12 protein-coding genes and 1 pseudogene are annotated in these 19,964 nt (G+C 68.7%); 7 read left to right on the top strand and 6 right to left on the bottom strand.

Going from position 1 to position 19,964, the window contains the following annotated elements; all coding sequences use genetic code 11:
- Positions 1 to 78: 78 nt before the first annotated feature.
- Positions 79 to 1,515, bottom strand: coding sequence for an MFS transporter (locus tag IU452_RS20090; RefSeq protein ID WP_195110623.1), 1,437 nt, complete (start codon positions 1,513 to 1,515; stop codon positions 79 to 81).
- Positions 1,516 to 1,659: 144 nt separating this feature from the next.
- Between IU452_RS20090 and IU452_RS20085 the strand changes: the two genes are divergently transcribed.
- Positions 1,660 to 2,154, top strand: coding sequence for a DUF6153 family protein (locus tag IU452_RS20085; RefSeq protein WP_195110816.1), 495 nt, complete (start codon positions 1,660 to 1,662; stop codon positions 2,152 to 2,154).
- Between the two features lie 92 nt (positions 2,155 to 2,246).
- The gene (locus IU452_RS20080; protein ID WP_195110622.1) at positions 2,247 to 2,852 is read left to right on the top strand and encodes a DUF305 domain-containing protein; all 606 of its coding nucleotides are present in this window, start codon (positions 2,247 to 2,249) and stop codon (positions 2,850 to 2,852) included.
- 264 nt (positions 2,853 to 3,116) lie between these two features.
- Here the strand turns inward: IU452_RS20080 and IU452_RS20075 are convergent, their stop codons facing one another.
- The 4 genes from IU452_RS20075 to IU452_RS20060 all read right to left on the bottom strand — a co-directional run bounded on the left by IU452_RS20075 (position 3,117) and on the right by IU452_RS20060 (position 7,713).
- Positions 3,117 to 3,407, bottom strand: a complete 291-nt coding sequence (locus IU452_RS20075) for a hypothetical protein (RefSeq protein WP_195110798.1) — start codon at positions 3,405 to 3,407, stop codon at positions 3,117 to 3,119.
- A 247-nt stretch (positions 3,408 to 3,654) separates the two neighbouring features.
- Positions 3,655 to 5,334, bottom strand: coding sequence for a DUF885 domain-containing protein (locus IU452_RS20070; protein ID WP_228818274.1), 1,680 nt, complete (start codon positions 5,332 to 5,334; stop codon positions 3,655 to 3,657).
- A 25-nt stretch (positions 5,335 to 5,359) separates the two neighbouring features.
- Positions 5,360 to 6,577 carry a lipase family protein gene (locus IU452_RS20065; RefSeq protein WP_324192712.1) on the bottom strand — a complete coding sequence of 406 codons (1,218 nt, stop codon included), beginning with the start codon at positions 6,575 to 6,577 and terminating at the stop codon, positions 5,360 to 5,362.
- Positions 6,574 to 7,713, bottom strand: coding sequence for an esterase/lipase family protein (locus IU452_RS20060; protein ID WP_195110621.1), 1,140 nt, complete (start codon positions 7,711 to 7,713; stop codon positions 6,574 to 6,576). Before IU452_RS20060 ends, IU452_RS20065 begins: the two co-directional genes overlap by 4 nt.
- Positions 7,714 to 7,966: 253 nt before the next feature.
- On the opposite strand from IU452_RS20060, the gene IU452_RS20055 reads away from it, so the two are divergent.
- Together IU452_RS20055 and IU452_RS20050 are read left to right on the top strand one after the other, a co-directional pair.
- Positions 7,967 to 9,199 carry a PucR family transcriptional regulator gene (locus IU452_RS20055; protein ID WP_195110620.1) on the top strand — a complete coding sequence of 411 codons (1,233 nt, stop codon included), beginning with the start codon at positions 7,967 to 7,969 and terminating at the stop codon, positions 9,197 to 9,199.
- Positions 9,200 to 9,321: 122 nt separating this feature from the next.
- The gene (locus IU452_RS20050; RefSeq protein ID WP_195110619.1) at positions 9,322 to 10,509 is read left to right on the top strand and encodes a PucR family transcriptional regulator; all 1,188 of its coding nucleotides are present in this window, start codon (positions 9,322 to 9,324) and stop codon (positions 10,507 to 10,509) included.
- Here the strand turns inward: IU452_RS20050 and IU452_RS20045 are convergent.
- Positions 10,473 to 11,168 carry a TetR/AcrR family transcriptional regulator gene (locus IU452_RS20045; RefSeq protein ID WP_195110618.1) on the bottom strand — a complete coding sequence of 232 codons (696 nt, stop codon included), beginning with the start codon at positions 11,166 to 11,168 and terminating at the stop codon, positions 10,473 to 10,475. The two genes, IU452_RS20050 and IU452_RS20045, sit on opposite strands and share 37 nt — an antisense overlap.
- Before the next feature lie 106 nt (positions 11,169 to 11,274).
- On the opposite strand from IU452_RS20045, the pseudogene IU452_RS20040 reads away from it, so the two are divergent.
- From IU452_RS20040 to IU452_RS20030, 3 genes and pseudogenes are all read left to right on the top strand, one after another.
- Positions 11,275 to 15,981 (top strand): annotated as a pseudogene (locus tag IU452_RS20040) (non-ribosomal peptide synthetase); the annotation flags it as partial.
- Positions 15,964 to 18,615, top strand: coding sequence for a non-ribosomal peptide synthetase (locus IU452_RS20035; protein WP_324192727.1), 2,652 nt, complete (start codon positions 15,964 to 15,966; stop codon positions 18,613 to 18,615). The pseudogene IU452_RS20040 and the gene IU452_RS20035, both read left to right, overlap by 18 nt.
- A complete protein-coding gene (locus IU452_RS20030) occupies positions 18,615 to 19,961 on the top strand; it encodes a condensation domain-containing protein (RefSeq protein ID WP_195110615.1) in 1,347 nt (448 codons plus the stop codon). Before IU452_RS20035 ends, IU452_RS20030 begins: the two co-directional genes overlap by 1 nt.
- The last annotated feature ends 3 nt before the right edge of the window (positions 19,962 to 19,964 follow it).

Raw genomic sequence — 19,964 nt, 5'->3', positions numbered from 1 at the left:
TTTCGGGTTCGGTACGGCATGGACTGATCTCGCAAGCTCGCTCACGGCAAATCTACCGCGACGATGGCTGCGCCGGGGTCAGTCCGCCGGGGTGGCCGAGGTCGCCGCCCGCGGGCGGGGCATGGCCGCGGCGGCGGCCACCATGATCAGGGCCATGGCGGCGACGCCGATGAAGACGCCGTGGACGGCCGGGGACAGGACGGCGGGTGCGGGATGGTCGACGCCGCCGACCTTCGCGTTCACCAGCGCCCCGAACACCGCGACGCCGACCGCGCTGCCGATCGAGCGGGCGAACATATTCGACGAGGTCACCACCCCGCGTCCGGACCAGTCGACGCTGGCCTGCGCGGCAATCAGGCTGGGGCTGGCGATCAAACCCATTCCGGCACCGACGACGAAGCAACCCGCCGCGACCTGCAGCAGCGGCGAATGCTCACCGAGCAGCAGCAGCGAGGCGGCGCCCAGGGTGGCCAGTCCCGCCCCGATCATCCCGGTGATCCGGAAGCCGATGCGCAGATACACCCGGCCGGACTGCGAGGCGGCCAACGGCCAGCCCAGCGTCAGCGCGCCCACGGTGAGCCCGGCGACCAGCGCGCCGGTGCCCAGCACCCCCTGGGTGAAGGTGGGCACATAGGAGGTCAGCCCCAGCATGATCGCACCCACCAGGACCGAGATCAGGCTGCTGGCCACGATCACCCGGCGGGTGAAGATCCACAGCGGCAGAATGGGACTCGCGGCCCGGCGCTCCACCACGACGAATACCGCCAGCGCCACGGCCCCACCGGCAAACAGGGCGACGCTGGTCGGCGAGCCCCAACTCCACGAATGCCCGCCCTCGAGCAGCGCGAGGATGAGCACCCCGGCGCCCAGGGTCAGCAACCCGGCACCCAGGTAGTCGACGCGATGACGTTGCCGCGCGGTCGTCTCCCGGAAGGCCCGCATCAGCATCCAGCCCGCCAGCGCCGCCAGCGGCAGGTTGATCAGGAAGATCCAGCGCCAGCTCAGATAATCGGAGAACAGGCCACCCAGCAGCGGGCCCAGCACCGACGACATGGCCCACACGCTGGCCAGGTAGCCCTGCGCCTTGGCCCGCTCCTCGATGGTGTAGATATCGCCCGCGATGGTCATCGACATCGGCTGCACCGCACCCGCGCCGATACCCTGCACCGCGCGAAAAGCGATCAGCGCCCCCATGCTCGTGGCGAGCCCGCACAGCAGGGAGCCGAGCGCGAAGACGGCGATTCCGAACAGCATGACCGGTTTTCGGCCGACGGTGTCGGCGATCTTGCCGTAGATGGGGACCGTCACCGCCTGGGCCAGCAGGTAGATGGAGAACAACCAGGGGAACTGCGCGAAGCCGCCGAGACTGTCGGTGATGGTGAGCACCGCCGTGGCGATGATCGTGGAATCGAGGGCGACCAGCGAGGTCGCCAGCATCAGGGCGCCGAGAATGGGGCCGCGTTCGGAGCGGAAGCCGATCGAGGGTTTCGTGGTGGTCGCGTCTGTCAACGGCATCCTCTCTCCCTCTGATCAACATTCGGATCGAACGCACCCGCCCCGCGCTTATTCCATACGGAAAAGCCATGACGGGTCCACCGGTTTTCCCATACGGGCAGGGGGTATTGCCGCGTGCGACAACGGAGGTCTTAGACTGACGGCGTGAGCGACCAGACCCAGCCGCAGCGCCGCACCGGCGGCGTCGGCTGGGCGCGCCGCGTCCCCTCCTGTTCGTCGGCGGTGCGGGCGCTGAATCTGTTCGTGCTGGTCGCGGGGGTATTGATCATGCACGCGGCGGTGTTCGGCGGCACCCATCACGCGACGGCCGCCGAGCCGGGCGCGCTGCCGGGCGCGGCGGCTCACCATATGTCGGCGCCCCACGACGCGATGGCCGGTGCGCCGGCAGATCACACGGCGGTGCGGGCCTCCTCCGGGACGGACTGTGACGGCTGCGGCGACGGCCACGCCGGGATGCATCCGTGCGTATTCGTGTTCTCGGCGCTCGCCCTGATGCTCGGACTCATCGCGCTGGCGTGGGTCGGCACCAATCGGGACCGTCCGCACGGTCCGGCCGCGCGCTCCAGGCTGTCCCACCGTGCCCGCCCGCCCCCGTGGACGGTCCTCTCACTGGCGGAGTTGGCGATTCTGCGGATCTGATGGGCCGCCGCGCCGGCGTGGATCAACCACGCGGACGCGGGTTTTCGCATGCCCTTTTTCCGCAGACTTCGCAATTCCTCAGGAGGACAACCATGTTCGGCTCTCGTACCCGAATCACGCTGGCCGGCGCCGGAATCGCCGCCGCCCTGCTCGTCGCGGGCTGTGGCAACGACGGCTCCGACGGGTCGGCGAACACCTCGTCGGCGCCCATGTCCGGCATGAATCACGGGACCAGCACCGCGCCCCGCACCGATTTCAACGATGCCGACGTCTCGTTCCTGCAGATGATGTACCCGCATCACGCGCAGGCGGTCGATATGGCGAAGCTGGTGCCGGGCCGCTCCCAGAACCAACAGCTGATCACGCTGGCCGCGAACGTGGAGAAGGCACAGGCCCCGGAGATGCAGCAGATCGCCGACCTGCTGCGCCGCTTCGGCAAGCCCGCACCGTCGGCCACGATGCACCACGACATGTCCGGCATGATGTCGCAGGACCAGATGACCCAACTGCAGAACTCCACGGGCCCGGACTTCGACCGCATGTGGATGCAGATGATGATCCAGCACCACCAGGGCGCCATCGACATGAGCAACACCGAACTGGCGAACGGCACCAACCCCGACGCCAAGGCCCTGGCCCAGAGCATCATCACCGCCCAGCAGGCGGAGATCCAGCAGATGCAGGGCATGCTCGGCTGATCCCGGCCTCGAGCGCGCCGGGATGACGGGCGTCCCCCTGTCCTCCCCGGGATGACGGGTGTCCCCTGTCATCCCGGCCGCAGGGGCCCGTTTGTCGTCCCGGCCCGCAGGCCCTTTCACCATCCCGACCTTCGGGCCTTTGCCATCCCGGTCCGCGGACCGTTCGTTATCCCGGCCTGCGGACCCCTCGTTATCCCGGCCTGCGGACCGTTCGTTACCCCGGCCTGCGGACCCCTCGTTATCCCGGCCTGCTTTTGGCCGGGATCAGCTGCCGATGACGGCGTTCATGATGGTTCCGGCGCTGGTGGCGGTGGCGCCGCCGATCATGGCCCCGGCAACTATCTTGGGGGAGTCCAGGCTGCCGCCCTGCCACTTCTCCCAGGCGAACTTGCCGCCGCCGTAGGTGATGGCGGTGACGCCGGACAGCAGGACGAACCACGTGAAGTACCGGACCAGTTTGAGCAGCTTGTCGGCGGCCGGCGGGGTCTCCGGCGTGGGATTGCCGACCTGGGCCAGCACCGTGGAATACATATCGTGTGCCGCGGCGAGAACCATGCTCACGTTCATTGTCCTCTCGGATGCTGAGGGTGATGCCGGTATGACCACTCCGCCCGGATGACGCACAAAGATGGCGGGAGCATGCAGGTAGAACTCGTCGTACCAGTACATTGAACCGCACGCCGAGTATTTGCCGCAGCCGGACACACCGCATCCGTACCGGGAGGTATGCACCTCCTGGTCAGGACCGGTCACAGAGAGCTCGGTCAGGCCCCCGGTCACGGTGAGCCGGTCAGGACCGCCCTCACAACGAGGCGACCAGCTCCCGCAGGACGGGCAGGCTCACCGAGCCGGAGCCGACCACGACATCGTGGAAGGCCTTGATGTCGAACCGGTCCCCGAGGCGTTCGGTCACCCGGGCGCGCTGCCGGAGAATTTCCAGCTGACCCACCTTGTAGGCGACGGCTTGACCGGGACTCGCGATATAGCGGTCGATCTCGGTCTCGATCTCGGTCCGGCCGATCGGCGCGTTGGCGATCATGAAGTCCAAGGCCTGCTGCCGGCTCCACCCCATGGCGTGCAGACCGGTGTCGACCACCAGGCGGCAGGACCGGAACGAGTCGGCGGCCAGCATGCCCACCCGAGCCAGATCGTCCACGTACAAACCCATCTCGTCGGCCAGGCGTTCGGTGTAGAGCGCCCAGCCCTCGACGAAGGCGGTGTTGGCGAACGACTCCCGCCGCTGGAAACGGGGCAGATGGTCCAGCTCGTTGGCGATGGTCAGCTGCAGGTGATGTCCGGGTATGCCTTCGTGAAAGGCGATCGCACGGGTCTGGTAGCGCGGCCGGCTCCGTGGATCGTGGAGGTTCACGAAGTAGGTGCCGGGCCGCGAGCCGTCGGCGGCGGGCGCGAAGTAGTAGGCACCCGGCACGTCGGCGGCCAGGAATTCCGGAACGGGCACGATATCGCAGGATTGTTCGGGCAGGCGGCCGAACCAGTTCGGCATCTCCGCGCTCGCGGCGGCGAACGCGCGTCGCGTATCGGCCATGATCTCCGCGGGCTCGGTGTAGTGCAGGGCCGGGTCCCCGTGCAGGCGGGCGAAGATCTCGGCCTGGTCACCGAGGCCGAACAGGCGCTCACCGAGCCGGGCGTATTCGTCGCGCAGCTGCTCGAGTGCGGCCAGACCCATCTCGTGGATCTGCTCGGCGCCCAGATCGTCGAGTGTGGTGTGCTGGCGCAGCAGGCGGCGGTAGATGTCCTCGCCGTCGTCACCGAGCCAGCACAGGCCCGCCTTGTCGTCGGGACGCGCGACGGGCAGTAGCTCTTCGGCCAGTACGTTGCGATAACTGTGCAGCGCCGGGCGGATCACCTCCCGCGCAACCTCGGACAGCGCTGCCCGCCACTCGGTTTCACCGTCCCAATCCGGCGGGCCGGGGAACGTGACGAACGGGTCGGTCGTCGGATCGGAGGCCAGATAGCCGTCCAGCTGATGCAGCGAGCGCTCGATGGTGATACGCGCCGGGGTGCGACCGGCGGCCAGGCCCGCCCGGAACCGCTGTGCGGCCTGTTCGAACAGGGTTCCGAACTGCCGGTAGCGTTGGACCAGCGCGAACGCATTCTCCGGCGTCGGCGCGTTGGTCTGTGGCGCCAGCGTGAACACGCCGACATGCACCCCGTTGAACTGATCGGAGGCCATCTCGACGGGGCGCCAGGACAGACGACCGATGGCCGAGGCGAGTTCGTTCTGCAGCACGCTGCGCGTGACCTTGTCCTCCGCGTTCAGCAGGCCGGGATCGATTGCCGCAACCCGGCCCAGCAGATCCCGATAGTCCGCCACCACCCGCTGTTCGGCCTCTTCGGACAGATCCTCGATCCGGTCGTCGAAGCGCCGGTCCCCCCACAGGGTCGCCGCGCTCGGCGCCGCCTCCAGAACCTTGTCCCAATACCGCTCGGCGAGATCGATCAGTTCCTCGTGCGCATCCATGCGCACCATCATCTCTCGCGGTTGATCACCGTCCACCCCAATATTTCCCGCGGCGGGCGACCGACCACACCGTCTCGGTACCGGTGGGCGCGGGCAGACCCGCGAACCGGTCGGCGATCCAGTCCACCATCACCGGAATGCCCAGAAACTGCAGCGGCAGATGCATGCTGAGCCGGTCCCGCAGATAGCGCACCCGGGCACCGCCCGCGACATAGCGCTCCACCAGGGCGTCCACGTCGGCGACCGCGATCACCTCGTCGTTGACGCCCTGCAGCACCAGCAGCGGCATGGTCGGCGTGCGCGAGCCGGGCCGGATATCGGCGAGTATGTCCTGCAGTTCGGGCAGCGCGACCAGGGCCGCCAGCCCGGCGTGGGCATGGTTGTCCACATTGTGCAGCGCGAACCGGGCCAGCAGCGGAAAGGTCGCCGCCACTTCGGCTTCGGTGAGCAGATCCAGATATCGACGCCGCACATTGCCGCGCAGAATGGCATCCAGCTGTGGATAGGCGCGGCGCAGCCCGGCGGTGAACACCATGGCGAACCCGGCGAACATGGTGCCGTTCAAGCGCACGAAGGCCGCACCCGGATCGCCCACCGGCGAACCCGCGACCGCGCCGACGATAGTCAGCTCCGGCGCGTGCTCGGCGGCCAGTTCCGCCGCCCACACCGTCGCCAGCCCGCCACCCGAATATCCCCACAGCGCAACGGGTGTCGCCGGACCGAGGCCGAGCGGACCGAAGCGCAACGCGGCACGGATCCCGTCCAGTGCCCGATAGCCGGGTTCGCGCGGCACCCCGAACCGCCCGCCGCTGCCGCCGTGATCCGGTACCGACACCGCCCAGCCGCGGGCCAGCGCGGCGGTGATCAGCGGTAGCTCCACTTGCGGAATCGCCCCGAACGCCCGCGCACCCCGCCGCAGCGCGTACGACGGAAAACAATGCGGCGCAACGGCATCGATGGCGCATTGGAACGAGACCAGCGGGCGCGGGTGTGCCGGGTCGGCGCGGCGGGCCAGCAGCACCGTCGTGACCGCGGCCTCCGGCTCGCCGTGCAGATCACAGCTGCGATACAGCAACTGCCACGCCGAAACCCGCAGCGGCACAATCCCGAACGCCGCCACCTCCACCACCCGGCTGCGCAGCACCGTGCCCGGAGGTAGCTCTTCGAACCCGGAGGGCGGCCGGTGGAACGGGTCGAGATCGGGCCGCAGCGGCCGGGTGGACCGTCGAGCCGACACGGTCACTGCCCACCGCCGCCGATCAACCAGGCGTTGAACGAACAGTCCAGCACCGGATATCCGACCGGATCCAGGGCGCGCAGCGTAATCGACAGCGCCCGCGGCGAATACATCATCGACAGGTGGTCGGACATATCCTGCTCACAACCGTCCTGCAGAGTGATGTTCTCGACCGTGGCACCGGGGCCGGCCTGCAGGAACGCCCACTCCAGCGGATTCATCACCTGGTCGTAGCGCGTGGCTACGACGGTGTAGGAGACGCCGGGCACGGTGTCGCCGTTCGCATTCAGCCGAGTCACGAACTCCGAACCGACCGCCTGCTCGATATTCGCCGGTCCGATGATCGGGCGATAGAAGCCCATCATATCGATGCCCAGATTGGTGATGACCCGGCCGAGTGTCGCAATACCGAGCAGCGAGGTGCCGTGATGGGTGGCGCCGAGCGAGACGAAGCGATCCACCTTGTCGGCGCCACCCTCAAATTTCAGGTATTGGTCGGTCACCGGCCCGCCCTGGGAATGGGCGACCACATCCACCCGGTCGGTATGGGTGGCCGCGCGCACCCGTTCCACGAAATCCGCCAGCTGACGTGCCGATTCCGCGATGGGCCCGACGCCGAAGCGGCCCGGTAGGATCGGGCCGACGCCGCCGCCGTCCAGCAGCGAGCTGCGGCCGTAATTGAAGGCGAATACACAGAATCCGGCGCGGGCCAGCCGCGGCGACAGGTAAGCGAAATCGTCGTAGGCATTGAGCCAGGTGCCGTGCACCAGCACCACCGGGCGCGGATGCGCCGCCCCCGGCGTGCAGTCCCATCGGTTCGCACCCGGCGGCGCGGCATCCGGGTGAGTCAGCCCGTATCCGAAAGCCGCAGGATAGGTGGACATTTCGGGCCCCTCCACCCGAGCGTCGGAAGCGAAGCTCGCGGCCGAACCCGATCCGCTTCCGGAATCCACGATGGGCTCCACCCACCGCCCGTCCGCCGTCGGATGCAGCCCTGCGGCCACATACTCGGCGACCGCTTCCGGAGTGCTCGAAATACCCGCGTCCGAGTGGGCCGCGCCCGCGCCGATTACGGTGAAAAGTACCGCCGTACAGACCAGGACGGCCGGGCGGACCACATCGCGCCGAATACTGTGCCTCATTGCAACCTTCCCCTACGGCACGAGCGGAACCGAGTTATGAAAACACCCGCCGGTTTGTGATTTCAGCCATCGCTCATACCGAATTGTGACGCCAGTCATAATGACTCCGAATAAGAATCTAGGACGGTTCCACCTGGTCTGTCACTGCCCTTGCGGTCACATTTTCGAACGGGAGATTTGTCTCCGGAAACAAATTGGAGCTCAATGAAACCCATAAGTTGCTCCGCCCCATGTGACTGACGACAATCGGTCCATGTCGGTCGCTGTTCAACCCTCCCCGCCGGAAGGCGCACTCGTCGCGCGCCTCCTCGACCGGTTGCCCCAACTCGCCGAACGCATCCTCGCCTCCGGGCTGGGCGCCACCCCACCGGCCGCGGATCTCCCCGAGGGACACTTCGTCGAGGTCCTCCCCGCCATCTACGGTTGCGCACACGCCTTCCTGCACGCCGTCGGCCAGGGACGCGAGTTCCCCCGCGAAGAGGTCGCGAAATACGTTGTGCCGGTGGTCGAACGCCATGCCGAAGACCGGCTGCCGCTGCGCCTGCTGGTGGAGGCGGTGCACGGCTCGGCCCGGCTGGTGCTGCACGAGGCGGTCGCCTCCGCCGATCCGGCCGAGCTGGACGAGCTGGTCGCCTTCGGCGATCGGCTGCTGGATCTGCTCATGCACATCACCGCGGTCACGGTCGAGGCGTATGCCGACGTCGAGCAGTCGATCTACAACGCCGAGCGCGAGGCCCGCCGGGCTCTGTGCGCGGCCCTGCTGCGCGGGCAACCCGCCGAGGAGCTCGCCGCCCGCGCCGATACCGCGATAGCCGAACGCTATACGGTGCTGTCGATCCGATTGCATCCCGAGGATCAGTCACCGCTGGTGGCGAATCTGCTCACCCGCCGCCGCATCCGCCTGCTGCAGCGCACCCTGGACCGGCTCGGCGGCACGACCGCCCTGCACACCTTCGACGGCTGCAATGGAATCGCGCTGCTGCCCACCGGATCGGAATCCGACCATTTCGAATCCTCGGAACTGGCAACCGAACTCGCGAGCCAATACGGGGTCGACGTCTTCGTCGCCGAAAATCCGGGCATTCCACGCGAATCCGTCCCCGTGGCCGCGCAGCAGGCCACCGAGTTGGCCGAACTGGCCCGGCTGCTGGGCCGGCCCACCGGCGGGTACCGGCTCGACGATCTCCTGCTGGAGTACCAGCTCACCCGCCCCGGCCCGGCCCGCGACCGTTTGGCCGAACGCATCGCACCGCTGCTGCGCAGCCCGCATCTGGTGGAAACCCTCGACGCGCACCTGCGCCACGGTTCGGACCGCAAGGCTGCGGCGGCCGAAATCCACGTGCACCCGAATACCTTCAGTTACCGGATGCGGCGCATCGCCGAACTGTCCGGTATCGATCCGAGCGACCCGAACGGTTCCCGTCTGCTCGCCGCCGCACTCACCGTGCACCGGCTGCATCCGGCGCCCGACCCACAGCCCGGATAACCGAAAGCACTGGACCCCTAGTACTTTCGGGTCGCAGTGTTGCGTCGCCCCGCACCCGGTCGATAGGGTTGGCCGCTACTGGGAACCGTCAAGTTCCTTGAGTCACCGATTGCGGAGCCCTCATGAACGGACGCGCACGGCACGATGTCCGGAACCTGTCGCGGCAGTTGGTCGGCCATTTCGCCGCACACGTGGCCCCGTGTGCCACGCTGCCCGGTGACGCACTGCGCGGCGATATCACCGCGGTGACCCGGATCTGCCTGGAGCTGACGATAGACGTGCTCGAGGGCCGCCAGCCCGACGACAAGGTCGAGTTCCTGCAACAGGCCGCCGCGGGCTGGGCGCGCGAGGGGATACCCATCGACACCGTGCACCACGCGGTGCACGAGGGCTTCAAACTGGCCTTCGATCTGCTGCTGAACGGCACCGATCCGCAGCAGCGGCCCGACGATCCCGCCCAGCTGCTGCTGCGGGTGCTCGACACCATCACCCCGGCGGTCGCGCTGGCCTACGTCCGCGAGCACCAGGCGGCGGTCACCGAACATCACACGGCCGTGCACACCCTGGTGTCGGCTCTGCTGTCCGGGCACCCCACCTCGACGATGGCCCGGGAGAGCGGAATCGAGATCGCCTCGGCCTACGCCGTTCTCGCCGTGAACCTGCCGCGCCATCCGGACGAAACGCATCCGGGTATCGACCCCAAGGTCGTTGCCCGCCGTAAACTTCGGCGGCTGCAGACCGAGCTGGCCCGCGGCTGCGGCGGCCGCGCGCTGTCGCTGCTCAGCGTGGACGGCGGCACCGTCCTCATTCCGGAGGAGGTGGTCGCCGACGGTGACCTGGATCGGCTCGTGGACGGCTTGTCCGCGGCCGCACAGGTTCCCGTCACGGCGACGGTGGTCACCGCGGCGACCCAGCAGATCCCCGACTCCGCCGATCGCGCCCACGAGCTCCTGGACACCGTGCTGCGGCTGGGCAGCGGGCCGGGACTGTACCGATTCTCGGATCTGGCAATGGAATACCAGCTCACCCGCCCCGGACCCGGCCTGGATCGGCTGGGCGCACTGCTGGATCCGCTCGACGATCACCCGGATCTGCTGGAGACGCTGCGCAGCCACCTGGCCACCGGCCTGTCGCGCCAGCGCACCGCGCGGCAGTTGCAGGTGCACACCAATACAGTCGACTACCGGCTCAAGCGGATCGGCCAGCTCACCGGGATGGATCCGGCACAGCCCAGCGGGCTCTGGTATCTGCGGGCCGCGCTGGTCGCGCGCACCTATCGGGAGGCCGGGCCGACCGACCCCGAAGCCTGATCGGCTCCTGCCCGATACCCGCACAGCGCCAACGCCGCCCGGGTGAACAGCGGCGCCAGCTCCGGAAGCGCGGCCGCGGCGCGGTCGTGCAGACAGGCGCGGATGCGATCGTCGATCCCGCCGAGCAGCATGTCCACCAGCTGCGGATCCGGTTGGGCGGCAAGCTCTCCGGTCTGCACGCCGCAGCGCGCGATATCCATGATGTAGTCGGCGAACAGCCGATGCACGCGGGCCCGATGAGCGACCAGCGGCGCACCGGCCACCAGGGTCTCCACGTACAACGCGCGCGTCGCGGCGGGCTGTGTGGCCAGCACCGCGAGGTAGACCTCGAACGAGGTGCGCATCCGCTCGGCGAAGGTGGTCGACCCCGCCGCCTCGATCGCCTCCCCCAATTGCCGCAGCCCCGACTCGACCCCGAAATCATAAGCAGCGGCAAAACATTCGTCTTTACCGGCGAACATCGCATAGAACGTCCGCCGCGCCACCTGCGCCCGCGACACGATATCGCCCACCGTCGTGGCCGAGTACCCCAACTCCCCCACCGCCACGAGCGCCGCCCCACACAACCGCCGATACTGCGAGGACTCGACCTCGGCCCGGGTGAGCCGATGCCTGCCCCGCGGTAGCGGACCGGCCGCCCCCTCCGTCTGCACACTCATACGAACCAGGATATTTGCCCGGCCCCTTCGTTCGATACGTCCGAAACGACCTGCACAGCATTGGATTACCGGGAATCGCGCGGCAGCTGGTTGAATTTTTCATCGCATGCCGCCACCTCTGTGTAGATCATCACAGGGGGCTGTGGAGATTATCACATCTCACAATCGCGTACTCGCCAGTAGATTCGAAAGTCGATGGGCCATAGGCAATGTCGCCTCGACGCCCGACCCCGAAATAGTTCCCGACTGCCGTGACGAAGTTCCGGCGACGGGATTCGCTTGTTCCGCTGCACAACCCGACGATCGTTTGTCTGGCAATTCGGCGCTTCCCGTAAACCGGTTTCAGGCGAAGGATCGGATTCCGCATGCCCCAAGGGAGTTTCGAGTGACGACGACCGTGGAAACAACCGGCACCAAGCAATCGGTTGCGGCCGATCAGGCCTGGCCGTTGACCCCGTATCAGCGGGATGTCATGACCGTCGCCGTGCTGTTTCCCGAGTTGCCACTCGCCCAACTGGCGGGCTATGTTCGGATCGCCGCGCCACTGGATGTCGGGCGCTTACAGGAGTGTATCCATCGAGTCGCCGCACGGCACGACGCCTTGCGCGTGCGGATCGACGCGCGGACCATGACCCAGCGCGTCACCCCTGACCTCGACGGTATCGAGGTCATCGACGTCACCGGCGAGCCGGACCCGCGCGCGGCCGCGAAGGCGTGGATGGACCGCGTCACCGACGAGGTGCTCCCGGCGGACGGCCAACTCGTCCGGCCGGCGATCGTGATCGACGACAGCGACTCGTTCCTCATCTACCTCAGCGCCCACCACGCGATCGCCGACGGTTGGGCGCTCACGCTCGCGCTGCACCAACTGTGCGAGGAGTACGTCGGCGGGGAGGCCGCCGCGCCACCGCCGTCCGGCAGCTATCTGAACGTCGTCACCGCCGACGCGGATTACCGCGACTCCGAGGACTACCGGCGCGATCACGACGCCCTGGTCGAGCGGTTCGCCGCCGTGACACCCGCCCTGTTCACCCGTAATGCCGCCGTCCACGAGCACACCCGCTCGCGCCGCAGCCTCCGTTTCGAGCGGGACACCCGAGACCGTTTGCGCGCCACCGGGCATTCGGTGTTCGCGGTGACCACCACCGCGGTGGCGTGGTACCTGCGCCGGATTCATCGGGACGGCGATATCGTGATCGGTGTGCCGCTGCTGAACCGGCGGCCCGAGGATCTGTTCACCATCGGACACCTCACCAACATGCTCCCGCTGCTGGTGGCCATCGACGAATCCCGCACCTTCGGCGAGAATCTCGCTCGCACCACCGAGGCGGTGGCGGAACTCAAGACGCATCAGCGTTTCGCGCTGGGTGACCTGCAGACGGCGCTGCGTGACCGGGGCGCGGGCTCCGGCAGCCTCTTCGACGTCACCTACTCCTATATCTCGGTTCCCGGCGGCGGGCTGCCGGCGGGCGTCACCGAGCTGGCGGCGCTGGCGTCGGGCTATTCGCTGGACGCGCTGAACATCACCGTCCGCGAGTACAAGGACGAGGGTGTCCTCGAGATGGACATGTTCTTCGCCGACGACGTCTTCGACACCGATTACCCGATCGACGATCTGATCCGGCACGTCTTCGGTCTGCTGAATGCGGCATTGGCGAATCCGGATACTCCGCTGGCCGAACTGGACCTGTTGTCCTCCGACGATCACGAGCGGCTGCGGTCGCTGGAGGGCCCGGTGCCGGGCCCGCTGGACGAGCAGGCCACGATCGATCGGCTGGTAACCGAGCAGATCGCCCGCACCCCCGACGCACCGGCCCTGTCCTCTCTCGACGCCGACGGTTCCGTCGCCACGCTGACCTACGGCGAGTTCGGCGGCCGGATCGACGCTCTCGCCACACAACTGCGTACCCATGGCCTGCGGCGCGAGGAACCGGTGGCGCTGATCCTGCGCCGATCGCCGGAACTGGTGATCGCGATCCACGCGGTGCTGGCCGCGGGCGGGGCGTACGTGCCGATCGATCCGGACTTCCCGGCGGCGCGGGTACGGACGATCCTGTCCGACTGTGCGACCCGATTTCTCATCGCCACAGACGAATTCGATGGCATCGCCGGGGAGCTGGGCGTCGAACGCCTGGAACCGGCGGCCGAACAGCCGGTTTCCGCACTCGAACGAACCGCCGCACCGACCGACCTCGCCTATCTCATCTACACCTCCGGCTCGACCGGCACGCCGAAGGGCGTCATGATCGAGCATCTGTCGGTGGTGAACCGGCTCGGCTGGATGCAGCGGGCGTATCCGCTCACCGCCGACGACGTGATCCTGCAGAAGACCCCGGCCACCTTCGATGTATCGGTCTGGGAGCTGATGTGGTGGAGTCTGGTCGGCGCGCAGCTGGCACTGCTGCCGCCGGGCGGTGAGCGCGATCCGCGCAAGCTCGCCGCGGCCATCGAACGGCACCGCGTATCGGTGCTGCACTTCGTGCCGTCGATGCTCGGGCCGTTCCTCGAACACGTCACCGCGCAGGGAGTGCGGGCCGACCAGCTGGCCTCGCTGCGGCTGGTGTTCTGCAGCGGCGAGGCCCTGACCCCGGCGCTGGTGCGCCGGTTCCGCGCGGTATTCGCCGATCTCGGCCTCACCCACGTGCACCTGATCAATCTGTACGGGCCCACCGAAGCCACCGTCGACGTCTCGTATTTCGAGATCACCGACGACGTCCCCCGCGTTCCGATCGGCCGGCCGATCGACAATATCGCCCTACTGGTGCTCGACTCCCAGGGGCGGCGCGTCCCGCAGGGGGTACCAGGCGAGCTGAATATCGCCGGTGTCGGCGTGGGCCGCGGCTACCGCGGCCGCGATGACCTCACCGCGGCCGCCTTCGTCACCGACGACCGGGTGCCCGGCGGGCGCCGCTATCGCACCGGCGATCTGGCCCGATGGCTGGCCGACGGCACGCTCGAGTACCTGGGCCGCATCGACGACCAGGTCAAGGTGCGCGGCAATCGGGTGACACTCGGCGAGATCGACAGCGCGCTGGCCGACTGCCCCGGGGTGTCGGCCGGCGTCGTGATCGATGCCCGCATCGCCGGGGACACGACGACCCTGGTCGCCTACTACGTCGGCGAGGCGTCCGAGACCTCGGTGGCCGCCCATCTGGCCGACCGCCTGCCCGGCTACATGATTCCCGCACATTTCGTGCGGCTGGACGAGATCCCACTGACCCGCAGCGGCAAGGTCGACCGCAAGGCGCTCCCCTCTCCGAGCCCGCGCCGATCCGAATTCCAGCCGCCACGGACCGATTCCGAACGCGCCGTCGGCGCGGTCTGGGCCGAGACCCTCGGGGTCGACGCCGACCGACTCGGCGCGCATGACGACTTCTTCACCATCGGCGGCGATTCCATCCTCGCGCTGCGGCTGCGCACCGCCGCCGAACGGCGCGGTCTGCGGTTCGACATCGATAAGTTCTTCGCGAGTCCGACCATCGCCGAGCTCGCCGCGGCCATCGACGCGGATTCGGCCGCACCCGAGTCGCACGTCCGCACCGCGCTGGACACGGTTCCACTCATCGACCGTGCCACTCTGACCGGCGTCGAGGACGCGTTCCCGGCCACCGCCCTGCAGCTGGGCATGCTGTTCCACAGCCTGGAGCGCACCGAATCCACCCTGTACAAGGACGTTTTCCGGTATCGGCTGCGAATGCCGCTGCGGGAGACCGTATTCCGGGAGGCCTATCGACGGCTGGTGCGACGCCAGCCCGCACTGCGGTCGGATTTCGACCTCACCGGCAGATCGGTGCCGATCCAGATCGTGTATCACGAGGTGCCCGAGACCCTCATCATCGGGCCGGAGCACGATCTGGACTTCGACAACTACGTCCTGGATTCGGCGCCGCTGTACCGCATGCAGGTGGTGCCCGAGCCCGACGGGTTCGAGCTGGTGCTGCGGTTCCATCACGCGATCCTGGACGGCTGGAGCGTGGCCAATCTGGTCCGCGAACTGCTGCAGGACTATCTGCACCTGCTCGGCTTCGATATCGAAGCGGTCGATCCCGCACCGCATTCGGCGACACTGCTGGCCGAGTACGTGCGTGACGAACGTGCGGCGGAGGCCGATCCGCACGCGCGGCAGTAATGGTCGAACCTGTTGTCGGGATCGGAGCCGACCCGGATCGCCTCCACGCGAGCCTTCGAACCGCCCAGCGACGAACCCGCCCAATCCACGGCGTCACTGCCGCGCTGGCTGCGCCGCGCGGCCGCCGCATTCGCCACCGACCACCGAGTGCCGCTGAAATCGGTGCTGCTGGCGGCCCATTGCCTGACCCTGCGGGCGATGACCGGCGCCGAGGATGTCACCACGGGCGTGGTGTCGCATGCTCGTCCTGCCCGGGCGGGCGGCGATGTCGTGGCCGGTCTGTTCCTCAACACCCTGCCGACCCGCTTGGACACCACCTCGTCGACCTGGCTGGCGGCGGTCCGGCGCATCGCTGCGCAGGAGCGCGACGGCCATCCGCATCGGCGCTACCCGCTGCGGGCCATCATCGCCGACCACGGCGGCACGCCGTTCGACACCGCCTTCAATTACGTGCACTACCACATGTTCTCGGGGCTGACCGGGGACGGCACGGTCGCGCTGACCGGGTTCCGGATTCGTGAGGAGACCAACTTCGCATTGTTGGTCACCGCCGCGATCGACCCGCGCACCGACGATCTCACGCTGCGCATCGGCGCCGGGCCGGACGGACCGAGCCGGGCACAGTGCGAGCAGTACGCCCGGTTGTTCATCGGAACACTCGAGGCGATGGTCCGAGATCCGCACGGGCCGCTCGACCCGTCCGCCGCGCACACCGACGACGCGGTCCATCTGGTGGAGGCCGCCGCGGCCCTGCACCCCGATGCCGTTGCCGTGGCGGACGATTCGACCGTCTGGGACTACCGCACCCTGGATCGGGCCGCGGAGACGGTGGCGCTCCGCCTGCGCGCCGAGGGGCTGCCCAGCGGTGCGCGGGTGGCCGTGCAACTGGAGCGTTCGCCGGAGCTGGTCGCCGTCGTACTCGGTGTGCTGCGCGCCGGTGCCGCGGTGGTGCCGCTGGATCCGACCTATCCGCAGGCGCGACGGGAGGCGATGATCGCCCGGTCTCAGCCCTTCCGGATGGTCACCGACGCCGCCGAGCTGCTGGGCGAGCCACCCGCCTCGGACGCCGCGCTGCCCCCGATCCATCCGGAGTCGATCGCCTACGTGCTGTTCACCTCCGGATCGACCGGTGAGCCGAAGGGTGTGGCGATGCCGCACCGCGGTCTGGCGAATCTGGTTCGCTGGCAGAATCGGTGCGCCACCGCGGGCTTGGGCGCGACCACCCTGCAGTTCGCACCGCTGTCGTTCGACGTGTCGTTCCAGGAGATCTTCGCCACCCTCGCCGGTGGCGGAACCCTGCGCCTGATCACCGAGCAGCAGCGCCGAGACCCGGCCGCCCTGGTCCGCACGGTCGCCGAACACGAGGTGTCCCGCGTCTACCTGCCGTATGTGGCGCTGCAGGCCTTCGCCGAGGCGGCGCGCACCACGGGGGTGTACCCGACCTCGCTGACCGCGCTGGCCTCCTCGGGTGAGCAGCTGCGCATCACACCGGAGATCCGGGCGCTGGTCGACGCCAATCCCGGCGTGGTGGTGGAGAACCAGTACGGCCCCACGGAAAGCCATGTGGCGGCGACCTATTCGATGTCCGGCCCGGCGGATCGCTTCCCCCACCTGCCGCCCATCGGCGCCGCGGTCGGCGCGGCGACGATCGAACTGCTCGACGAGCGGCTTCGGCCCGTGCCGCCCGGGGTGACAGGCGAGATCTACCTCGGCGGCGACGGGCTGGCGCAGGGATATGAGTGGCGGCCGGACCTGACCGCGCAGCGGTTCGTGGCCGCGCCGGGCGGCCGAATCCGGTATCGCACCGGCGATCTCGGCCTCGCCCTGCCCGGCGGCGACATCGTCTCGCTGGGCCGGTCCGACACCCAGGTCAAGGTGCGCGGTTATCGGGTCGAATGTGCCGAGGTGGAGTTGGCGCTGGCCGCGGTCGACGGCGTGGCGCAGGCGGCGGTGGTCGCGCGGCGGCTCGATGGCATCGACTCCGTGCTGGAGGCGTTCCTGGTCGCCGAGCCCGGCGTCGCGCAGATCGACACCGACCGGGTGCGCGGCGACCTGCGGCGGGTCCTGCCCGCGCACATGGTGCCCGCACGCCTGCACCGGGTGGACGCGCTGCCGCTGACCCCGAGCGGTAAACGCGACGATGCGGCGCTGCACCGATTGGCGGAGAACTCCGGCGCGGCGACGACCGGACGCCCGCCCGCCGACGAGTTCGAGCGCGAAATCACCGAAATCCTGGCCGAATTCGGCGGTTCCGGTGAGTTCGCCGCCGACACCGACTTCTTCGCCGCGGGCGGCACCTCCATCGGCGCCATGCGAGTGGCGATGACGGTGGCCAAACGCTTCGACGTCGAGATTCCGCTGGAGACCTTCGTCGCCGCACCGACCGCCGCGGGCTTGGCGGCGATCGTGCGGTCCGGCGGCGCCCGCCGCACCTTCGATCCGCTGGTGCCGCTGCGCACCTCGGACAGCGCGGCGACCCCGCTGTTCTTGATCCATCCGATCGGCGGCAATGTCATCTGCTACGTCCCGCTGGTGCGGCACCTGCCCGGCGACCGCCCGGTGTACGGGCTGCAGGCCGCCGGCGCCGAACCCGGCACCGCACCGCTGACGACGGTTCCGGAACTGGCCGCCTCCTACATCGAGGCGATCCGGCGGGTCCGTCCGCACGGCCCGTACCACATCGCGGGCTGGTCGTTCGGCGGCTATGTCGCCCTAGAGGTGGCCCGGCAACTGCCGGAGGAGGAGGTCGAGCGGCTGGTGCTGCTGGACACCATGGCCCTCGGCGACAAGCCGCCGTCGGGGATCAGCGAGCGGGACCTCATCGTGTGGTTCTTCGGAGAGCTGATCTTCTATGCCCGCGGCAACGAGGCCGACCAGCTCGATCTCGACTCCTTCGACACCTCGGCCACCGATCGTGACGAGCTGTTCGATTCGATTCTCCGCCAGGCCATCGATCACGGCATTCTGCCGAAAGACAGTTCACCGCAGCTACTTCGGCGCCTGTACGCGGTGTTCCGCGCGAATTTCGAAGCCACCGTGGGTTATCGGATGACGCCGATCGACCGCGACATCACGCTGCTGCGGGCACGCGACGGCCTGCCCGCAAGCATCGAAACCGCGCACCGGCTGGCGGGCACCATGTTCGGCAGCGCGAGCAACGGCTGGGATCGCTGGACGCCCCGCGGATTGGATATCCGCGAGATTCCCGGTGATCATCTGTCGATCATGACCGAACCACATATCGCCACCGTGGCCGCACTGCTCGGCGAACTGCTCGAGCGGGAACCGGCCCGCCGATCCGCCACCGGGACGTGCTGATGGACACCGAGATTCGTCGCCCCTTGAGCGCGAGTGAACGCTGGTATTGGATCTGCGACCAGCTCTCCGCCCTGAATGTGGTCGCCCGCGTGCATCTGCGCGGCGCCCTGTCCGAGACCGCCCTGCGGACCGCCGCCGACGCGCTGGCCCGGGAGCATCCGCTGCTGCGGGTGAGCATCGCCCGGCAGCCGGACGGCACAGATCCGGTCTTCGTGGCCCCCGCCGATCCGCAGGTGCCGATCCGCACGGTCGACGGCGACCGGACGGATTGGGAACGCGAGGTCGACGAGGTCGAATTGGCCACCCCGCTGGAGTGGGCGACCCGGCCGCTGGCCCGGATCACCGATGTCCGGTGCGGCTCGGGCGGCGCCGAGAGCCATGATCTGGTGTTCACGGTGTCGCACATCATCGCCGACGGCACGACGGCGCTGGCCCTGCTGCGGCGCCTGGTCGAGTTGGCCGCCACCGGTACGGCGCCCGACTCCATTCGGTCGCGTCCGGCGCTGCCCGCCCCGGAGGCGCTGCTCCCCAGGGCTTTCCGCGCGCCCTGGGGCGTGGCCACCGCCGCCGGCGCCGGTCTGGTGGACCAGGCGGTCACCCTCGTCGCACGCCCGCGGCGGCTGCGTCCGCAGATCCCGCTCGAACCGACGGCACGCCGCAGCCGACTGCTGCATCGCGAGCTGAGCGGCGACCGGCTCGAGGCACTCGTCGCGCGCTGTCGCGCCGAGGGCGTCACCGTGCACGGTGCCTTGACCGCCGCCATGGCCCAGGCCTACGGCACCGTGGTCGAGCCGGGCGTCCGCGGCCGCATCGGCATCGGATCGCCGATCGACTTCCGCGGTGAGGTGTCGGTCTCGCCGGAGGACGCCGGCGCCTACGTCGCCACCGTGCCGTCGTATCTGCGCTTCGGTCCCGGCACCGACCTCTGGGATGTCGCCCGCCGACTGAACCGGGAACTGACCCGCCGCAAGCGGTTCCGTCAGCATCTGTCGCAGATCGCGATGCTGCCGGTCCTGTGCCCTGCCTCGGTCACCGCCGGTCGCCGCACCGTCGAGCTGCTGGATTCCCGCGGGCCGGGCAATATCTGCCTGTCGAATATCGGTCGCTACGACTTCCCCGACCGGATCGGCGACTGGACGCTGTCGGGCGCCCAGTTCATCGCCGGGATCTCGGTCAGCGGGTACTTCGTGGGCAGTGTCAACACCAGTCACGACGTCCTGCACTGGAATTTCACCTACATCGAGGATGTCGTCTCGACCGAGCGGGCGACCCGATGGGCAGACGAGACCCTGAACGTGCTGACGGCCGAACCGGCACTTCCCGTACCCGTCCCGAGTGGAGAGTGAGAA

This window comes from Nocardia transvalensis (assembly GCF_015477765.1).
GTDB lineage: Bacteria > Actinomycetota > Actinomycetes > Mycobacteriales > Mycobacteriaceae > Nocardia > Nocardia transvalensis_A.
Note: the sequence above shows the minus strand (reverse complement) of the source record. Positions and strands in the feature narration are given on the sequence as shown.

Coding starts and splice junctions, on each gene's coding strand:
- IU452_RS20045 (WP_195110618.1), bottom strand. CDS start 11,168: ATGAGTGTGCAGACGGAGGGGGCGGCCGGTCCGCTACCGCGGGGCAGG.
- IU452_RS20060 (WP_195110621.1), bottom strand. CDS start 7,713: ATGAGGCACAGTATTCGGCGCGATGTGGTCCGCCCGGCCGTCCTGGTC.
- IU452_RS20030 (WP_195110615.1), top strand. CDS start 18,615: ATGGACACCGAGATTCGTCGCCCCTTGAGCGCGAGTGAACGCTGGTAT.
- IU452_RS20080 (WP_195110622.1), top strand. CDS start 2,247: ATGTTCGGCTCTCGTACCCGAATCACGCTGGCCGGCGCCGGAATCGCC.
- IU452_RS20090 (WP_195110623.1), bottom strand. CDS start 1,515: ATGCCGTTGACAGACGCGACCACCACGAAACCCTCGATCGGCTTCCGC.
- IU452_RS20055 (WP_195110620.1), top strand. CDS start 7,967: ATGTCGGTCGCTGTTCAACCCTCCCCGCCGGAAGGCGCACTCGTCGCG.
- IU452_RS20050 (WP_195110619.1), top strand. CDS start 9,322: ATGAACGGACGCGCACGGCACGATGTCCGGAACCTGTCGCGGCAGTTG.
- IU452_RS20035 (WP_324192727.1), top strand. CDS start 15,964: ATGGTCCGAGATCCGCACGGGCCGCTCGACCCGTCCGCCGCGCACACC.
- IU452_RS20075 (WP_195110798.1), bottom strand. CDS start 3,407: ATGGTTCTCGCCGCGGCACACGATATGTATTCCACGGTGCTGGCCCAG.
- IU452_RS20070 (WP_228818274.1), bottom strand. CDS start 5,334: ATGGATGCGCACGAGGAACTGATCGATCTCGCCGAGCGGTATTGGGAC.